Origin of the sequence: Chryseobacterium sp. CH21 (assembly GCF_004119445.1) — a bacterium.
Lineage (GTDB): Bacteria > Bacteroidota > Bacteroidia > Flavobacteriales > Weeksellaceae > Chryseobacterium.
In genome coordinates this window covers 1-15577 of sequence record NZ_QICI01000069.1, presented here as the reverse complement: position 1 = coordinate 15577, position 15577 = coordinate 1, and the positions used below count along the sequence as shown (strand labels likewise).

The window sequence follows — 15577 nt, the reverse complement described above, 5'->3', positions numbered from 1 at the left end:
TATGAAAAGCACAGATTTTAATCTGTGCTTTTTTCATGGATAATCAGTTGAAAAATATAAAACTGCATACGATCTTAGTAAAATAAATTTCCCTATTTAGAGAATTAACCTTGCGAATGGTGATGGTTACTAAGCTCTAAGTATAAATACGGAAATTGAAATTTCAGTACTAAGACTGTGATAAACAGTGTTTTAATTCTCTAGCTTTACACCGTAATATTACAAAAGGTGGAGCTCAGAAACCACTTTAAAAACGAGGCGGACTCTGAAAAGCCAAATGAGTAAGAAAACTAAACTATAAAATCATGGCAGAATTTAATTTTAGCGAAGAAGCTATCTCAAATGCATTAGAAGCAGCAAAAAGATCAAACGAAGACAGCCAGGCAAATCTTCGTTCATCAGGAAAAGATTCGGATCTAAGCCTTGCGAAAGCAAGCGCAGGTTATCTACTTGTAACAGCAGAGTGTATCTCTATTACCGTTGAAAACAACAAAGTTTGTATCAATTTACCATTAGGTATTGGGAAATATTGTTTCAGCATACCATTAAGTATTCCTAACGGAACAGCTGGTCAGGCTTGTTTGGCTATATGTACAACTTGGGGAATTCCAACAGGAGTTAGAGTTACTATTAGTATAGCTGGAATAACGATTATCAGCCAATCATTCGGAAAGTGCTAATTATTTAGTACACGAATTAGAATAAAAAGTCCGTCTCATATACTTTATGAGACGGATTTTTTATTCTAAAATTTAAAGTGAAACTTCACAGTTTTAAATTTTTACAAGATCATTGGATAAACCGCCAACAATTTGCTGAAGTCTTTTTTATGAACAAAATATACCACATTCTACTCAGTTCCCATGTTTTTTGTATGTTTGTTATATCAAGCAATTAATCAATTATTACATTTCAAATTAAAATATGGATTTCGAAGACTTTATCATTTCACCAAGAAATTTCAAAACAGAAAGCTGGCAGATAGGAAATCGGATTACAAAAGATATCAAAGAAGACAGTATTGTTCTTTTATTTGTATCAGATTACAGAGGTGCGGGCGGAGATGCAGAGGTACAGGACTTTACTGCAGTAAGAAATGAGTTTTATAAGCTTTCACAGATGGACTTCGAAATTCCTGTGGTGGATCTTGGAGATCTGGTCTCTGGGAAGTCTGTTCAGGATACCCATTATATTTTGCAGGAGGTTTTGTCGGCATGCCATTACAAAAGAGCCATTCCGGTGATTATCGGAGGGTCCAATGACTTTGCTTTTTCATTATTTTCTGCCCTGCATTTTCATCAGAAAAATATCAATTATACCCAGATCAGTAACATTATTTCCCTTCAGCAGGGGGAAGCGATCAATGAACATACTTTTTTAAGCAAGATTTTCGGAGCTAAGAATTTCTCCATTAAAAATTATCATCACTTAGGATATCAGAAACATTTGAATGAAATGGATTCCGTAAGACTGATCAAAGAAGTAGAGTTTGATATCATCCGTCTTGCTGAAATGATGAATTCTACAGAAAAAACAGAACCTTTCTTCAGAAAAGCTGAGCTGGTTACTGTAAACTGCGATGCCGTAGAAAGCTTCAGTGAGCCTTTTTCCATGAATCCGCAAGTGAATGGATTAAACAGAAGAGAGATCTGTGCTTATATGAAAGAAATCGGATTAAGTGAAAACCTGAAGTCTGTTGGGATTTTTAATTATAATATTTATTCAGAAAACCAATTGAACCATCAGCTTCTGGCCCAAATGCTATGGTATCTGATTGAAGGTATTAATATCCAGCATTCTCATCCTAAGGAAAGACATTATGAACTGTTCTATGTCTTAATAGATGACAGGCAATATGCATTCAAACGTGATACTTTCAGTAATTTGTGGTATTTTGGTGATGATGAAAATATAGAAAATTGCATTCCCTGCTCCAGAAAGGATTTTGATGAAGCCAAAAAGGGCTGGCTGAATGCAAGGCTGACGAAAATTTAATGTATGACAAATGTTCCCTCAAAAGTATCCATTATTGTTCCCGTTTATAATGTCGAAAATTATCTGACAAAATGCCTTGATTCTCTGGTGAAGCAGAGTCTTTCAGATATTGAAATTATTATAGTGAATGATGGAAGCAAAGATGATTCTGGAAAAATAATTCAAGAATTTGCACACCAATATCCTGAAAAGATAAAAGCTTTTACCAAAGAAAACGGAGGTCTAAGCGATGCCCGTAATTTTGGAATTGACAAAGCAACCGGCAATTATATTGGTTTTGTAGACAGTGATGACTACGTTACCGAAACCATGTTTGAAGAAATGTTCCATTTAGCAGAAAAACATCAGGCAAAAATGGTCATCTGTAATATTCAGAAAGTAGATGAAAAAGGAAAAATAGTCCAAAAATTGACTCAGCTTCCGAACATGGATGAGAAAATTGAGCTTGATAGACATTTTTCTATCTTTTCAGACATTAGTTATTTTGCATGTAATAAACTGTTCAAAAAAGAACTTTTTCATCAGAGAACATTCAAGAAAGGAGTGCATTTTGAGGATATCCAACTGATTCCTCAACTTTTGCTGGAATGTAGTGTGATAGCCCAGACTCAAAATTTCCATTATCAGTACCTTGAGCGTTCCGATTCTATTACAAAAACCCATACAGAAAAGGGATTAGACATGTTGAAAGCTGTGGCTGATGTAGAGAAGGTATTCAATGAATCCCAATATTCCCATAAAAAAGAAGAACTGAAAAACTTTCAGATTTTTGAAGGAATTTATTCGTTTTTGGCCTATCTGGCTTTTGTGAAAGAAGAGAAAAAATTCTATAATATGTCTGATCAATTAGTTCTGTTTATGAAGGAAAGACAAATAAAAATCCAAGATATATTGAAGTATAGTCGTTTCGGTAAGAATTATATTTTATCTTTGCCGTTGAAGAAAAAATTTTTTATCTCTTATTTTTTGCAGGACAGAAAAGATTGATAAGAAAATTGATTGAGTAAACACAAATGTAAAGTGCTGTTGTTTCGAGCAATAGGAAATGATGATAAGTTCTTTATAAGTTCTGCATTATTTTTTTTATTGAGGGAGTCAAGTGCTGAATAAGAAAATGAATGAAAAATTTTGAATTGTTCTTAAGCGGATCGGGAATACCTATTTTCTACATAAAAATAGGACTAGGCTTCATATTCTCTTTTTTAATAACCTTTTTCTCTATACCTACCATTGTCAAGATCTCAAGAAGAAAGAACCTGATGGATGAGCCTGGAATGAGAAGTTCGCATCTCAGAGAGATTCCCAATTTGGGCGGAATCGCCATCTTTTATTCAATCGGAATCTGTGCCTCTATTTTTGCGTATGAGCTTTTTGATCTCTATAAGTTTTTATTTGCCTCACTGATTATTCTTCTCTATGTAGGAGTAATGGATGATATTGTTGTGATGAGAGCTTACAAGAAATTGGTGGCCCAAATTATTGTTTCTGCGCTTATTGTTATTGGTTCAGATATCAGAATCAGAAGCTTATTCGGAATATTGGGAATTTATGAGCTTGAATATATTGTAAGTGTTCTGTTCAGTATTGTTACATTTATTATTCTGATTAATGCTTTCAATCTGATTGATGGGATTGATGGATTGGCAGGGGGCTATTCTGTCATTTGTAGTGCTTTGTTTGGAATCAGCTACTACCGTCTGGGAGAGTATAACTACCCATTGGTAGTATTGTCTGTTATTATTATCGGAACTGTATTGGCATTTTTGTATTATAATCTTTCTAATTACCGTACCCTTAAAATCTTTATGGGAGATACCGGCTCTATGCTGCTTGGCTTTTTACTGGCCTTTACTTCCATTTGTTTCATAGATATTTTTATTGATAAAAAACTGATAGATGTACCGAGATATCATCTTCAGTCTGCTCCGGTGGTAGCTGTCGCCATTTTGATTCTTCCGATCGTGGATACATTAAATGTAATCATAGTGAGGCTTTACAACAAAAAATCTCCTTTCGATGCAGATAAAAACCATATTCACCATAAACTATTAAAACTCAACCTTACCCATAGAAGATCTACTTTCTATATTATTCTTTACTATCTGATGATTGTAGGAGTAGCTTATTCGTTAAGACATATTGATGTAAATATGTTATTATTGGTGATTCTTTCATTGGGCTTTTTGGGAGCTTATCTGCCGGATTTGCTATATCGTTTAAGAAATAACAAAAATTAACAATTAAATATTACTTTTGTAAACAATATTATATATGATGAAGAACTTTAAATATTTATTTTTAATATTCCCTCTTTTAATTACCTCGTGTATTACCACAAAGGATGTAAGATATTTACAACCAAGTGAAAGTCTTGTGATTAACGAAGAAGGTCTTATTCCTTACAACATTCCCGTGTACAGGATTACCAAAAATGATATCCTTAATCTTAATATTGTGACAACTCCCAAAGGAGATGCAGCACAATTTTACTCTTCTTACAATACTTCAGGCGGAATTTCTGGTGGAGGTGTAACAAGTTCTGCAGCATCAGGAGGTGGTACTTTAGCAGGTGGTATTGGTGCTAATGCTGGAGTAAGCAGAGGAGGAAACATTAATTTTTATTTCAACGGATTGAAAGTTGATTCCAATGGGGATATCAATGTTTTCGGAATAGGATATGTAAAAGCGGAAGGAAGAACACTTGATGATATTACAAAAGAAATACAGGAAAAAGTAAATGAAAATTTCCAGGAAGGAAAATCTGAAGTACGTCTGAATACAGACGGAATTACTTATTATATCCTTGGAGACGTTGAAACTACAGGGCTTTCAGGTGAAAAAGTAGTTCATAAAAATACCCTTACCATTACGGAGGCACTAGCCATTAATGGAGGATTAAACAGAACAATTGACAAAAAAGAAATTGTTATCCACAGAAAACTTCCCGAAGGAATCAAAATTGCCAAAATAGATCTTACCCGTGAAGATCTTATGAATTCACCTTTCTATTATGTCCAGAACGGAGACGAAATCTATCTGAACACAAGAGCGAAAAGCTTAAATGGATTTGGAAAAGATCCTATCCAGACTTTAACAACAGGAGTTTCGGTAATTACTACTGCATTGTCTATTTATTTACTTCTAAAAAATCTTTAATCATGATTCCCGGAAAAGATACGCAAGCAGGAAAAAATGAGTCCCAGAAGGAAAAGTATGGATCGTTTGCACTATTTGATATAGAACATTTTTTAAGAAGAGTTCTTAAAAACTGGTATTGGTTTGTATTCATGCTGATTATTGGTTATGCTATTGCATGGGTTTACAGTAAATATTACGCACAAAATATTTATGCATCAGACCTGTCATTAAGTACCTCCAGTAAAGGCTCCGAATTTTTGCCCACTCAATCCAATCAGTCTATTAACTTCATTTGGGGAGATACAGGAAATCAGGATGGACTTTTTTTAAAGAAAATGCTCTTATCCAGATCTCATAACGAATTTTTGGTGAAAGAATTAGATCTTTTTGTAAACTATTCTACCAAAGGACTTATAAAATCTACTTATCTTGACAAAGATGATTCACCAGTATTTCTTCAGATTGATAAAAAACATCTTCAACAGATCAATTATCCCATTACGCTAATACCGAAAGGGAACGGAACTTATGAAGTAGCTTTGCCTGATGAAGGAGAAACTACAAGTTTATATAGCTATGAAGCAGAAGGTTTTCAAAGCATCAATGCTTACAACAGACCAGCTAATAAAATTATCAAAATCAATGAATGGTATACCTCTCCTAATCTGAGGTTTAGACTGCTTCAAAATCCAGTAGCGACTAAAATTGATCTGGATAATATCATTATAAAACTGAATACGATTAATCAGAGTGTAGATGAAATTGTTTCTACTACAGGAGTAGACTTTGATAAAGAAATCAGGTCTATTATGATTATTACTAAAAAAGGATATAACCTGAACAGTACAGTCAATTTCCTGAATAAATCTGTTGCAGAGCTTCAGAAAAAGAGACTTGCTGATAAAAACATTGTTAATAAGAATACAGATGCCTTTTTAAAAGATAATCTTGGAAGCATTCGTAAAAAGCTTGATTCAAGTGCAACGGTGCTTAACTACTTGAAAACCACAGAAAAGCTTTATAACATTAAAGACAGGGATGAGAAGTCTCTTGAAAAAATAAAAGAGCTTGAAGCTAAAAAAGCAGATATAGTAAGTAAAATCAACTCGCTGAACAATATCAAAAATACACTTCAGTCTCAGAATTTTGATAAAATGATTGCAACAAATGCTGCCGGTTTTGAAGATGGTGTCTTTTCTGCAACGGTTTCTGAGTTGAAAGCTTTATATGCAAAAAGAGTAGAAATGGCTAGTATTTATAAGCCGTCATCAGAACCAATGAGAGAAATCAACAGGCTTATTGATGAAGCAAGAATGGGGTCATCTAACAGTTTAAGAAACTATTACACCAGATATTACGAAGAAATCAACAAAATAGATCGTGAAATGGCAGGTGCCAATTCTGATTTAGCTACTTACCCTGAAAAAGAAAGAAAGTACATGGATGCAGAAAGAGGGTACAACATGATTGAAGCTACTTATAACAGCCTTTTAGCAAGACAGAATGATACCAAGATGAGAATGGCAACCAACCAGTCTGATATTACGGTAATTGACCCGGCTAAGAATTTAGGACAAAGACCAATTGGTCCAAATGTAAAGCTCGCAAAGACTGGAATTATTGCAGGAATGCTGTTGATTCCATTATTATTTATCCTGATTGGAGAAGTACTGGACAACAAGATCAGAAATATCAAAGAATTATTAAGCGCTACAAAAATTCCTCTTCTTGGAGTCATTGGGAACAATAGCAATGAAAATATGCTTACTGTTTTGGAACAGCCGAAATCATCCGTATCAGAGGCCTTCAGAGGGGTGAGAGCAAATATGAGATTTTTGATGGATAATGATGCTGAAAAAGGCAAAGTAATTCTCATCACATCATCCATCGGGGGGGAAGGAAAAACTTATGGTTCCATTAATTTGGCGTCTGTAATAGGATTAAGTGATAAAAAAACTATCTTATTAGGGATGGACCTTAGAAAACCAAAAATCTTTGGAGATTTCAAGATTGATAATAAATATGGTATTTCAAATTATCTGACAGGAGAAGTTGGTATTGATCAGATTATCAACAAAACAAAGATCCCGAATCTTGATGTTGCTACTTCAGGTCCTATCCCTCCGAATCCTTCTGAACTTTTGATGAGTGAGAGAAATATCAAATTTATAGAAGAATTGAAAGAAAAATATGATTTCATTATTATAGATTCCCCACCTGTAGGATTAGTTGCCGATTCATATGAACTTATGAAGCATTCTGATGCTAATATTTATGTTGTAAGGCATGAATATACAGAAAAGTACATGCTGAAAATGATTACGGAAAAGTATCATAATAACGAAATTGATAATTTAGGACTTGTTTATAATGACTATAACACAAAACAAGGGTATGGTTACGGTTATGGTTACGGCTATGGCTACGGTTATGGTTACGGATATTTTGATGAAGATAAAAATTATAAAGAGCCTTTATTAATCAGGATCAGAAATAAAGTACAGGTATTATTTAATAAAAAATAAAGCATTAAACCTCCATTTAATGGGGGTTTTTTCATATTTAGGGTATTTTCATTCTATGAAAAAAGAATATTTTTGCCACTTTACCGTTTACTTTATAACAAATTATGTTTTTTTGTTTATTTTTAACTAAACATTAAGATTATCATTAATATAAAAATGTTTTATATTTGCAAAAATTAAATTTTAAAATAACCATAAATCCATATTCTTTTATGAATAAAAAATTATTGTTTAGCTTCCTTGCCTTCCTTGGAATGGTAAGTGTTAAAGCACAAAGAAACGAATTGGGAGTTCGTCTAGGTATGAGTAACCTAGTGGGAGATGTAGGAAGGACAAATTATATTTTACAGAAGCCGTTGGATTTAAGCAGAGTGTCAGATTGGGGCATCCCATTTTATGGTGGTATATTATACAGATTTAATTTTAACCCGCATCAGACTGTTAGATTGGATTTAGGATACAACCAGGTGCAGTTTAGTGATAAAGCGGCTAAGGAAGATTATAGAAGAAATAGAAATTCATACGGAAAAAACAACGTATATGAAGCGAGTTTAATGTTTGAATATAACTTTTTCCCAGTAAATAATGAGCAGATCAGCATGCTGAGCCCTTACATCTTCGGAGGTATTGGTGCTTTGATGTTTGATGCTCCTAAAGCAACCCTTATGAATGATTTCAGAAGAGATGCAGATGGTGTAGCACAGGCTCCAATCAATGAATTGGATTTTGTAACGACTACAGATTATTCATTAGGAAAAAAAGTAACCATGCATATTCCTTTTGGGGTAGGTTTGAAGTATAAATTCAACCACTCATGGGCTATTTTTGCAGAAGCTACATTCAGATATACATTGACGGATCAGTTGGATCATAGTAAGATCCTTTCCGAAGATGTAAAAACTTCTTTTAATGCTGATATTCTGGACCCTGCTACAGGCGGTTCATTATTACAGTCAGGGAATTATTACGCGGTTTCTAAAGAAAGAGAAGCAGAGTTTATTAATAAGAGAAATATTGGAGATGGAAGATCTAAAGATTGGTTGAATACTTTCAGCTTAGGTCTTACCTATTCGTTCGGAAGACCTCCATGTTATTGTGAATAATATGTCGTTGATTAAAGATAAAATAAATTCTGAGAATTTACCAAAACACGTAGCCATCATTATGGATGGTAATGGAAGATGGGCAAAATCTCGTGGCGAAGAAAGAACTTTCGGTCACAAGAATGCCATTGATGCAGTAAGAAATGCTATTAATGCCTGTAATGAGATTAACATCCCTTACTTAACATTGTATACATTCTCTTCGGAAAATTGGAGCCGTCCAACTGAAGAAGTGAATACCCTTATGAATCTGTTAGTAGAGACCTTATTGCTTGAGGCAGAAGAGATCTTCAGCAAAGGATTAAGAATGCATGTGATAGGGAATCTTGAAAAACTGCCTTCTTTAGTAAGAGAGCAGCTGGAACGTGTGGTAGAACTTACAAAAGAAAACACAAAAGGAAACCTTGTATTGGCGATAAGCTATGGCTCACAAAATGAAATACTGGAAGCCGTTAAAAATATAAGTTCTGATGTAAAAGAAGGAAAAGTAGAAATAGAGAATATTAACGAAAGTTTATTTGAAAACTATCTTTACACAAAAGATTTTCCTCCTGTAGATTTACTGATCAGAACCAGCGGTGAAATTAGAATAAGCAACTTCCTGCTTTGGCAGATTGCTTATGCAGAATTACAGTTTCTAAATGTTCTATGGCCGGATTTTACCAAAGATATTTTCTTCCAATGTATTGTTGATTATCAAAATAAGGAAAGAAGATACGGTTTAACCGGGGAGCAAGTAAAAGGCCAATAAAATTTAAGAAAAGAAAGACTCGATAAAATGAAGTTTAGACTATTACCCATCATTATGTTTGCTGCTTCTGCACATTTTTATGGACAAGTAAATCCACAAGACAGCACAAAAGTAAATAATGCTGTACATACAGAAAATGAGGCAGGAACTTATACACTTAAAGACATCGTTGTAGATGGGGTAAAAAAATATACACCAGCTCAAATCTTAAGATTTACAGGTCTTACAAAAGGTGAAAGTGTGGACATTCCAGGACAGAAAATCAGCAATGCTGTAAAAAAACTTTGGGATACCCAATCTTTTTCTGAAGTGGAAGTTTATGTTCAAAGCATTGAAGGACAGACAATCGTTCTGAAATTTTATCTGCAGGATCTGAAAGAACTTGGAGAAGTAAAATTCGCAGGAAAAGGTATTGGTAAATCTAAAAGTGAAAAGCTGGCGAAGGATAATAACCTTAAGCCGGGAACTAAAATTACTCAAAACTTAGTTTCAAGCCTTAAGACTAATGTCCCTAAAGACTATATTAAAAAAGGTTTTGCAGATGCTAAAATTACGATTCAGGATAAAGTAAATGCAGGAGATCCTGCTTTAGTAGACTGGACAATTAATGTAGATAAAGGTAAGAGAATCAAAATTGATCACATTGAATTCGAAGGAAACCAAAGTGTAACCGATAGTAAGCTTAGAAATAAGGCTTTTAAAGAAACAAAGCAAAAGCGTTTTGGTATCGGGGGAATTTTGAAATCCTCAAAATTCATTGAAGATAAATATCAGGAAGATAAGCAAGGACTTATCAGCTATTATAACTCCCTTGGATATAGAGATGCAAAAATTGTTTCGGATTCAGTATGGAGAAACAAAAGAAATAACTACGAAATCAATGTAAAACTTAACGAGGGTAAGAAATATTACATCGGGGACGTTACGTTCACAGGAAATACCGTATACTCTACAGAATACTTACAGAGATTATTAGGATATAAGAAAGGAGATATTTACGATGCAGTAGGATTCAACAAAAAGGTTGGAGAAGACGGAGGTAAAGAAGATGATTCAGACATCAAATCTGTTTACATGAATAACGGTTACCTTTTCTCAAACGTAACTCCTGTTGAAAAATCAGTAACAGGAGATGCTGTAAACCTTGAAGTTAGAATTAATGAAGGAGAGCAGGCTACCTGGAACAAAGTAACATGGCAGGGGAACACTACAACCCATGACCATGTTATTCTTAGAGCCCTAAGAACAAAACCGGGAGAGTTGTTCAAGAAAACAGAAATTAAAAGAACCTATTTCGATTTAGCAGGGATGTCATTCTTTGACCCTCAGCAGATTGGACAGGATATTCAGCCAAACCAGCAGGATAATACCGTTGATATTAACTGGAAACTTGTGGAAAAAGGATCTTCTCAGGTACAGTTGCAGGCAGGTTACGGTGGTAACAGCTTCATCGGTACATTAGGATTAACTTTTAATAACTTCTCATTAAAGAATTTTCTGAAGTTTAAAGACTTCAAACCAGTACCTCAGGGAGATGGTCAAACCTTCTCTATTCAGGTTCAGGCAGGACAGTACTTCCAAAACTATGGAGTATCATTACAGAACCTTGGTTATTTGGTACCAAACCAACAGCCCTTTCTGTAAGTTTGAATAACTCCAGAGTAAGATATACAGATCAATATGGAGCAGCTCAGAAGCTTAATATCTTCTCCGCTTCAGTTGGTTTAAACAGACTATTAAACTGGCCGGATGATTACTTCTCACTTTATACTGGATTACAGTTCCAGAAGTATGACTTCAATAACTATCCATTCCAGTTTGGAGATACTACAGAAAATAATGGTACAGCCAATAACTTCAGTGTCAACCTTGGGTTAAGCAGAAACTCTGCAGGTATTGACCCGATTTTCCCAACACAAGGATCCAACATTGAACTTTCGGCAAAACTGACTCCTCCATACTCTTTGTTTAAAAAGAAAGATTACTCTACAATGTCAGCTATTGACAAGTATAAGTGGATGGAATTCTATAAAATTAAGTTTAAAGCAGACGTTTATAACGAAATCATTGGAAAACTTGTCCTAAGATCTTCTGCAGAAATGGGATTCATGGATGGATACAACAGCCAGTTAGGAGCTCCGCCATTTGAAAGATTCTATATGGGAGGTACAGGTCTTTTCGGAGGAAGATATGACGGTAGAGAACTAATTCCTTTAAGAGGGTATGAAAATGCTACTACAGAAGGAGGTCAGGCAGAAGATATCACTCAGAAAGGTGGGGGTACAATCTATAACAGATTTACTTTAGAACTAAGATACCCAATCTCAATGAGCCAGACTGCAAAAATCTATGCATTGACATTCGCTGAAGGAGGTAATGTATGGAACACATGGAGTTCTTACAGCCCATTCCAGCTGAAAAGATCAGTCGGGATCGGAGTAAGAGTTTATATGGGAGCATTTGGATTGATCGGATTTGACTTTGCACTAGGTCTTGATAAGACATTATCCGGTGATAAGTCAGGATGGAGAAACCACTTCTTGATGAACCAAACATTATAATTACAAATATGAAGCACTTTAAAATAACTTTCACATTCGCATTACTTTTGCTTTTTGGATTCAGCAATGCCCAGAAAATAGGAGTAGTGGATACTAATGAAATTTTAAATAAATTACCTCAGTATAAAGAAGCTGAAGCAAGATTGAATTCTCAGATTGATACCTGGGAGTCAGAACTTCAAAACCTTCAGTCTGAATATGAAAGAAAAAAAGCTGCCTTCGAAAGTGAAAAAGTATTATTGATAGGAGATCAACTTAAATTGAGAGAAAAAGAAGTTGTAGACCTTGATAAAAATATTAAAACAACTACAAGTTTACGTTTTGGAGCTAACGGTGAAATTACTAAACTGAGAACAAACCTTGTTTTACCTTTTCAAGATCAGATCTGGGGAGCTATCAAAACAATGTCTGAAAAAAACGGATTGGGCATAGTTCTTGATAAAAGCAATAACATTAGTGTTATTTTCCTTCAATCAAAATATGATTACACCGAAAAAGTTTTGTCTATTTTATTGAAAGGAACAGACAAGAAAGAAAAAACAACTAGCAAAGGCAAAAAATAAATTGTAAAATTAACTTTTGCTATATTTTAAAATCTAAAAACAAATTAAATTATTTATTTACCAGTTATGAAAAAATTAAGTGTATTATTTGCAGCAGTAATGATGGTTGTATCTGTAGGTATGGCAAAAGCTCAAAAAATTGCTACTTTAGATGTAATGGGTGTTCTTAACGCTATGCCGGAGAAAAAGAAAGCAGATGCTGATCTTAAAACATTCTTAGATACTAAACAAGCTGAGATTAAGAAAAAAGCTGACGCAGCTCAAACTAAATATCAGCAATATCAAACAGAAGCTCCGAAAAAAACAGCTGACGAAAACGCAGCAAGAGAAGCTGAAATGAAGAAATTAGCTGAAGAAATTCAGCAAATGCAGGACAAAGCTCAAAAAGATCTACAAGCTAAGCAAGATGTAGCTTTCGGACCAGTTGAGAAAAAACTGAACGATGCAGTAGAAAAAGTGGCTAAAGCTAACGGATATGACTATATTATGGATGCTAACTCAACTGCATTCCTTTATAAAGCAGGACCGGATGCTACTCCAGCTGTAAAGAAAGAACTAGGTGTTCAATAATTTCAGCAAATTAACAAAGATTTATAAAACTAACCACCTCTTTTAGAGGTGGTTTTTTTATTTTTGCGGAATGGAAAAGAAGTATCAACTACGGTAAAAGTTAGGTTTAGTGATTGCGATCCGATAGGGCATTTGAATAATGTAAAATATCTTGACTATATGTTCAACGCCAGAGAAGATCATGTAGAAACATTCTATGGATTTACTTATGAAGAATATACCAAGAAAACCGGCTGTACATGGATTGCCATTCAAAACGAAATAGCCTACATAAAAGAAGTAAGATACAATACTCAGGTAGTCATCAGCAGCAAAACCATTGATGTACAGGATAGAACTGCAAAAGTTGAAATCCTGATGAAAAGCTTAGATGAAAAAACGATTCATGCCGTACTTTGGGTAACTGTTATTTATTTCAATGTTAAAACAAGAAAATCTGAAGTTCACCCTGAGGATATCAAAGAAATTTTTGATAAGTTTTATGTAGATTTGATTCAAAAGGACTTTCAATCGAGAGTGAAATTTTTAAGAAGTCAAAATGCCAAGAACTCTTAAATAACAATTCTTATAACATTCCAAGTTTAAAAATTAATAATAAATAAATGAAAAAAATAGCAGTAATAGGAAGCAACGGACAATTGGGAAACTGCATTAGAAAAATAGCTCCCGACTTCGAACATCAATATGAGTTCTTATTTACAGACTCATCCACTTTAGATGTTACCAACGAAGACCAGGTGAACGATTTCTTTTATGATAACAAACCTGATTACTGCATCAATGCTTCAGCATACACCGCGGTAGATCTTGCAGAAACCGAAAAAGAAAAAGCCTTTGCAGTCAATGCAGACGGTGTAGCTAACCTTGCTCAGGCGTGTGCAGATTATAAATCTACGCTGATCCATGTTTCTACAGATTACGTTTTTGACGGAACAACCAACCTTCCGTATTCTGAAGATGACTTCACCAATCCAATAGGAATATATGGAGAATCAAAAAGAAAAGGAGAAGAACTGGCATTGGAAATTAATTCCAAAACAATAATCCTGAGAACCTCATGGTTGTATTCTGAGTTTAATAAAAACTTTGTGAAAACTATGCTGAATCTGTTCTCTCAGAAAAAAGAATTAGGAATTGTTGCTGATCAGTTTGGACAGCCAACCAATGCAAACGATCTTGCAGAAGCTATCATGGACATTATTGAAACTCCAAAGAAAACCTACGGAGTTTTTCATTTCTCAAACTATCCGGAAACAACCTGGTTTGAGTTTGCGAAAAAAATTGCTGAATTTTCAAAATCTCCGGTAAAACTAAATCCGTTAACAACCGAACAGTATCCAACTCCGGCTAAAAGACCTGTAAGAAGTACAATGTCTTTGGATAAAATAGAAGAAACTTATAAAATAGAACCCAAACATTGGGAAAATAGCCTGGAAGAATGTGTTGATATACTTTCACAACAATAATATATATGAAGAATATTGCAATCATCTTTTCTGTATTGTGTATGCAGCTATGGAATGCACAGAATGTTTATCTGACGAAAGTTGAAAAAACAAACGATAACACAGATAAATTCTTTTATAAAAAAGAAGAAACCATTGCAGATGCCGTTTATCTGGGAGAAGTAGAAGTTCAAGGGTTTTCAAAAGATGACGCACTTACCTTTTCCTTAGTATATAAAAAAGCAAAAGAGATTGGGGCCAATACATTTCAGTTAAAACCTTTCGAAAATGTAGATGGAACACCTCAGGCATTTAATGCTTCTAATTATAAAGTAGCCTTATATTATACACCTAAAGAAAAATTATCCGTTCAACACGGAGAGATGTATATATTTGCATCCTCTGAAAAAGATCAGAAAATAAGTATCAATCGTAAAGACTATATCATTTCTCCCAGATCATTTTTAAAGTTAAAGGTCATTCCGGGCGAAATCTATACTGTTTCAACCAAGAAACTTTTAGGATCTACAGTAAAAATTCAACCAAAGGCTACCGATGATAATGTTTATTTTCAGATTTCATCCTTAAAAGTGAAGCCAGATAACTTAGGAGTAGGAGGTTTAAACCTTAAATCAGGAGATATTATTGGTCTTGAAAAGTCATACGCCGAATTTTTAAGCGTTATATACAAAGAAAGTAAACCCTAGAAAATGGCTTTCAGAAGTATATTTCTGATTTTGCTTTATATAAATCTGAAATAAGAATTTTTTGTTTAAAATTTTTCTCCTTGCTATCCAGCGATTTAGGGTTTAATATTACAAAATAGTAACATTTATGTTAAATAAAGTTGTTTTGCTTAGTAATAAGTTGTTATCTTTGCCCCACTGAAAAACGAGAGCTATTCAGTAGCGCAGAAGGGCCTTTAG

The 15577-nt window shown here is 34.2% G+C and carries 12 protein-coding genes and 2 pseudogenes; all 14 read left to right on the top strand.

What is annotated here, in order from left to right:
• The first annotated feature begins 305 nt into the window (after nucleotides 1-305).
• The 14 genes and pseudogenes from BOQ62_RS14625 to BOQ62_RS14560 all read left to right on the top strand — a co-directional run bounded on the left by BOQ62_RS14625 (nucleotide 306) and on the right by BOQ62_RS14560 (nucleotide 15358).
• Entirely contained in the window at nucleotides 306-680 is a 375-nt protein-coding gene (locus BOQ62_RS14625) for a hypothetical protein (RefSeq protein WP_129040633.1), read from the top strand.
• Between the two features lie 244 nt (nucleotides 681-924).
• Nucleotides 925-1995 carry a formimidoylglutamase gene (locus BOQ62_RS14620; protein ID WP_129040631.1) on the top strand — a complete coding sequence of 357 codons (1071 nt, stop codon included), beginning with the start codon at nucleotides 925-927 and terminating at the stop codon, nucleotides 1993-1995.
• Nucleotides 1996-1998: 3 nt separating this feature from the next.
• A pseudogene (locus BOQ62_RS14615) lies at nucleotides 1999-3002 on the top strand (glycosyltransferase family 2 protein).
• Between the two features lie 111 nt (nucleotides 3003-3113).
• Nucleotides 3114-4232: a glycosyltransferase family 4 protein gene (locus tag BOQ62_RS14610; RefSeq protein WP_129040627.1), complete on the top strand. Its 1119-nt coding sequence runs from the start codon at nucleotides 3114-3116 to the stop codon at nucleotides 4230-4232.
• A 34-nt stretch (nucleotides 4233-4266) separates the two neighbouring features.
• Nucleotides 4267-5151: a polysaccharide biosynthesis/export family protein gene (locus BOQ62_RS14605; RefSeq protein ID WP_129040625.1), complete on the top strand. Its 885-nt coding sequence runs from the start codon at nucleotides 4267-4269 to the stop codon at nucleotides 5149-5151.
• Between the two features lie 2 nt (nucleotides 5152-5153).
• Nucleotides 5154-7658, top strand: coding sequence for an exopolysaccharide transport family protein (locus tag BOQ62_RS14600; RefSeq protein ID WP_129040623.1), 2505 nt, complete (start codon nucleotides 5154-5156; stop codon nucleotides 7656-7658).
• Nucleotides 7659-7870: 212 nt separating this feature from the next.
• On the top strand, nucleotides 7871-8761 hold the full coding sequence (locus BOQ62_RS14595) for a DUF6089 family protein (protein ID WP_129040621.1): 891 nt from the start codon (nucleotides 7871-7873) through the stop codon (nucleotides 8759-8761).
• A gap of 1 nt (nucleotide 8762) precedes the next feature.
• Nucleotides 8763-9512 (top strand): isoprenyl transferase, encoded by a 750-nt coding sequence (locus BOQ62_RS14590; RefSeq protein WP_129040619.1) that lies wholly within the window; start codon nucleotides 8763-8765, stop codon nucleotides 9510-9512.
• Nucleotides 9513-9539: 27 nt separating this feature from the next.
• Nucleotides 9540-12073, top strand: a pseudogene (gene bamA, locus BOQ62_RS14585) (outer membrane protein assembly factor BamA).
• A gap of 8 nt (nucleotides 12074-12081) precedes the next feature.
• Nucleotides 12082-12636, top strand: coding sequence for an OmpH family outer membrane protein (locus tag BOQ62_RS14580; RefSeq protein WP_121489799.1), 555 nt, complete (start codon nucleotides 12082-12084; stop codon nucleotides 12634-12636).
• Between the two features lie 66 nt (nucleotides 12637-12702).
• Nucleotides 12703-13206 (top strand): OmpH family outer membrane protein, encoded by a 504-nt coding sequence (locus BOQ62_RS14575; protein WP_105702431.1) that lies wholly within the window; start codon nucleotides 12703-12705, stop codon nucleotides 13204-13206.
• A gap of 63 nt (nucleotides 13207-13269) precedes the next feature.
• Nucleotides 13270-13761: an acyl-CoA thioesterase gene (locus BOQ62_RS14570; protein ID WP_129040720.1), complete on the top strand. Its 492-nt coding sequence runs from the start codon at nucleotides 13270-13272 to the stop codon at nucleotides 13759-13761.
• A 47-nt stretch (nucleotides 13762-13808) separates the two neighbouring features.
• Nucleotides 13809-14672: a dTDP-4-dehydrorhamnose reductase gene (rfbD, locus tag BOQ62_RS14565; protein WP_129040618.1), complete on the top strand. Its 864-nt coding sequence runs from the start codon at nucleotides 13809-13811 to the stop codon at nucleotides 14670-14672.
• 5 nt (nucleotides 14673-14677) lie between these two features.
• Nucleotides 14678-15358, top strand: a complete 681-nt coding sequence (locus BOQ62_RS14560) for a hypothetical protein (RefSeq protein ID WP_129040616.1) — start codon at nucleotides 14678-14680, stop codon at nucleotides 15356-15358.
• Nucleotides 15359-15577: the final 219 nt, after the last annotated feature.

Bases quoted from the DNA above. Each gene is read 5' to 3' on its own strand.
- BOQ62_RS14625 (WP_129040633.1), top strand. From the start codon at position 306: ATGGCAGAATTTAATTTTAGCGAAGAAGCTATCTCAAATGCATTAGAA.
- BOQ62_RS14620 (WP_129040631.1), top strand. From the start codon at position 925: ATGGATTTCGAAGACTTTATCATTTCACCAAGAAATTTCAAAACAGAA.
- BOQ62_RS14610 (WP_129040627.1), top strand. From the start codon at position 3,114: ATGAAAAATTTTGAATTGTTCTTAAGCGGATCGGGAATACCTATTTTC.
- BOQ62_RS14605 (WP_129040625.1), top strand. From the start codon at position 4,267: ATGATGAAGAACTTTAAATATTTATTTTTAATATTCCCTCTTTTAATT.
- BOQ62_RS14600 (WP_129040623.1), top strand. From the start codon at position 5,154: ATGATTCCCGGAAAAGATACGCAAGCAGGAAAAAATGAGTCCCAGAAG.
- BOQ62_RS14595 (WP_129040621.1), top strand. From the start codon at position 7,871: ATGAATAAAAAATTATTGTTTAGCTTCCTTGCCTTCCTTGGAATGGTA.
- BOQ62_RS14590 (WP_129040619.1), top strand. From the start codon at position 8,763: ATGTCGTTGATTAAAGATAAAATAAATTCTGAGAATTTACCAAAACAC.
- BOQ62_RS14580 (WP_121489799.1), top strand. From the start codon at position 12,082: ATGAAGCACTTTAAAATAACTTTCACATTCGCATTACTTTTGCTTTTT.
- BOQ62_RS14575 (WP_105702431.1), top strand. From the start codon at position 12,703: ATGAAAAAATTAAGTGTATTATTTGCAGCAGTAATGATGGTTGTATCT.
- rfbD (WP_129040618.1), top strand. From the start codon at position 13,809: ATGAAAAAAATAGCAGTAATAGGAAGCAACGGACAATTGGGAAACTGC.
- BOQ62_RS14560 (WP_129040616.1), top strand. From the start codon at position 14,678: ATGAAGAATATTGCAATCATCTTTTCTGTATTGTGTATGCAGCTATGG.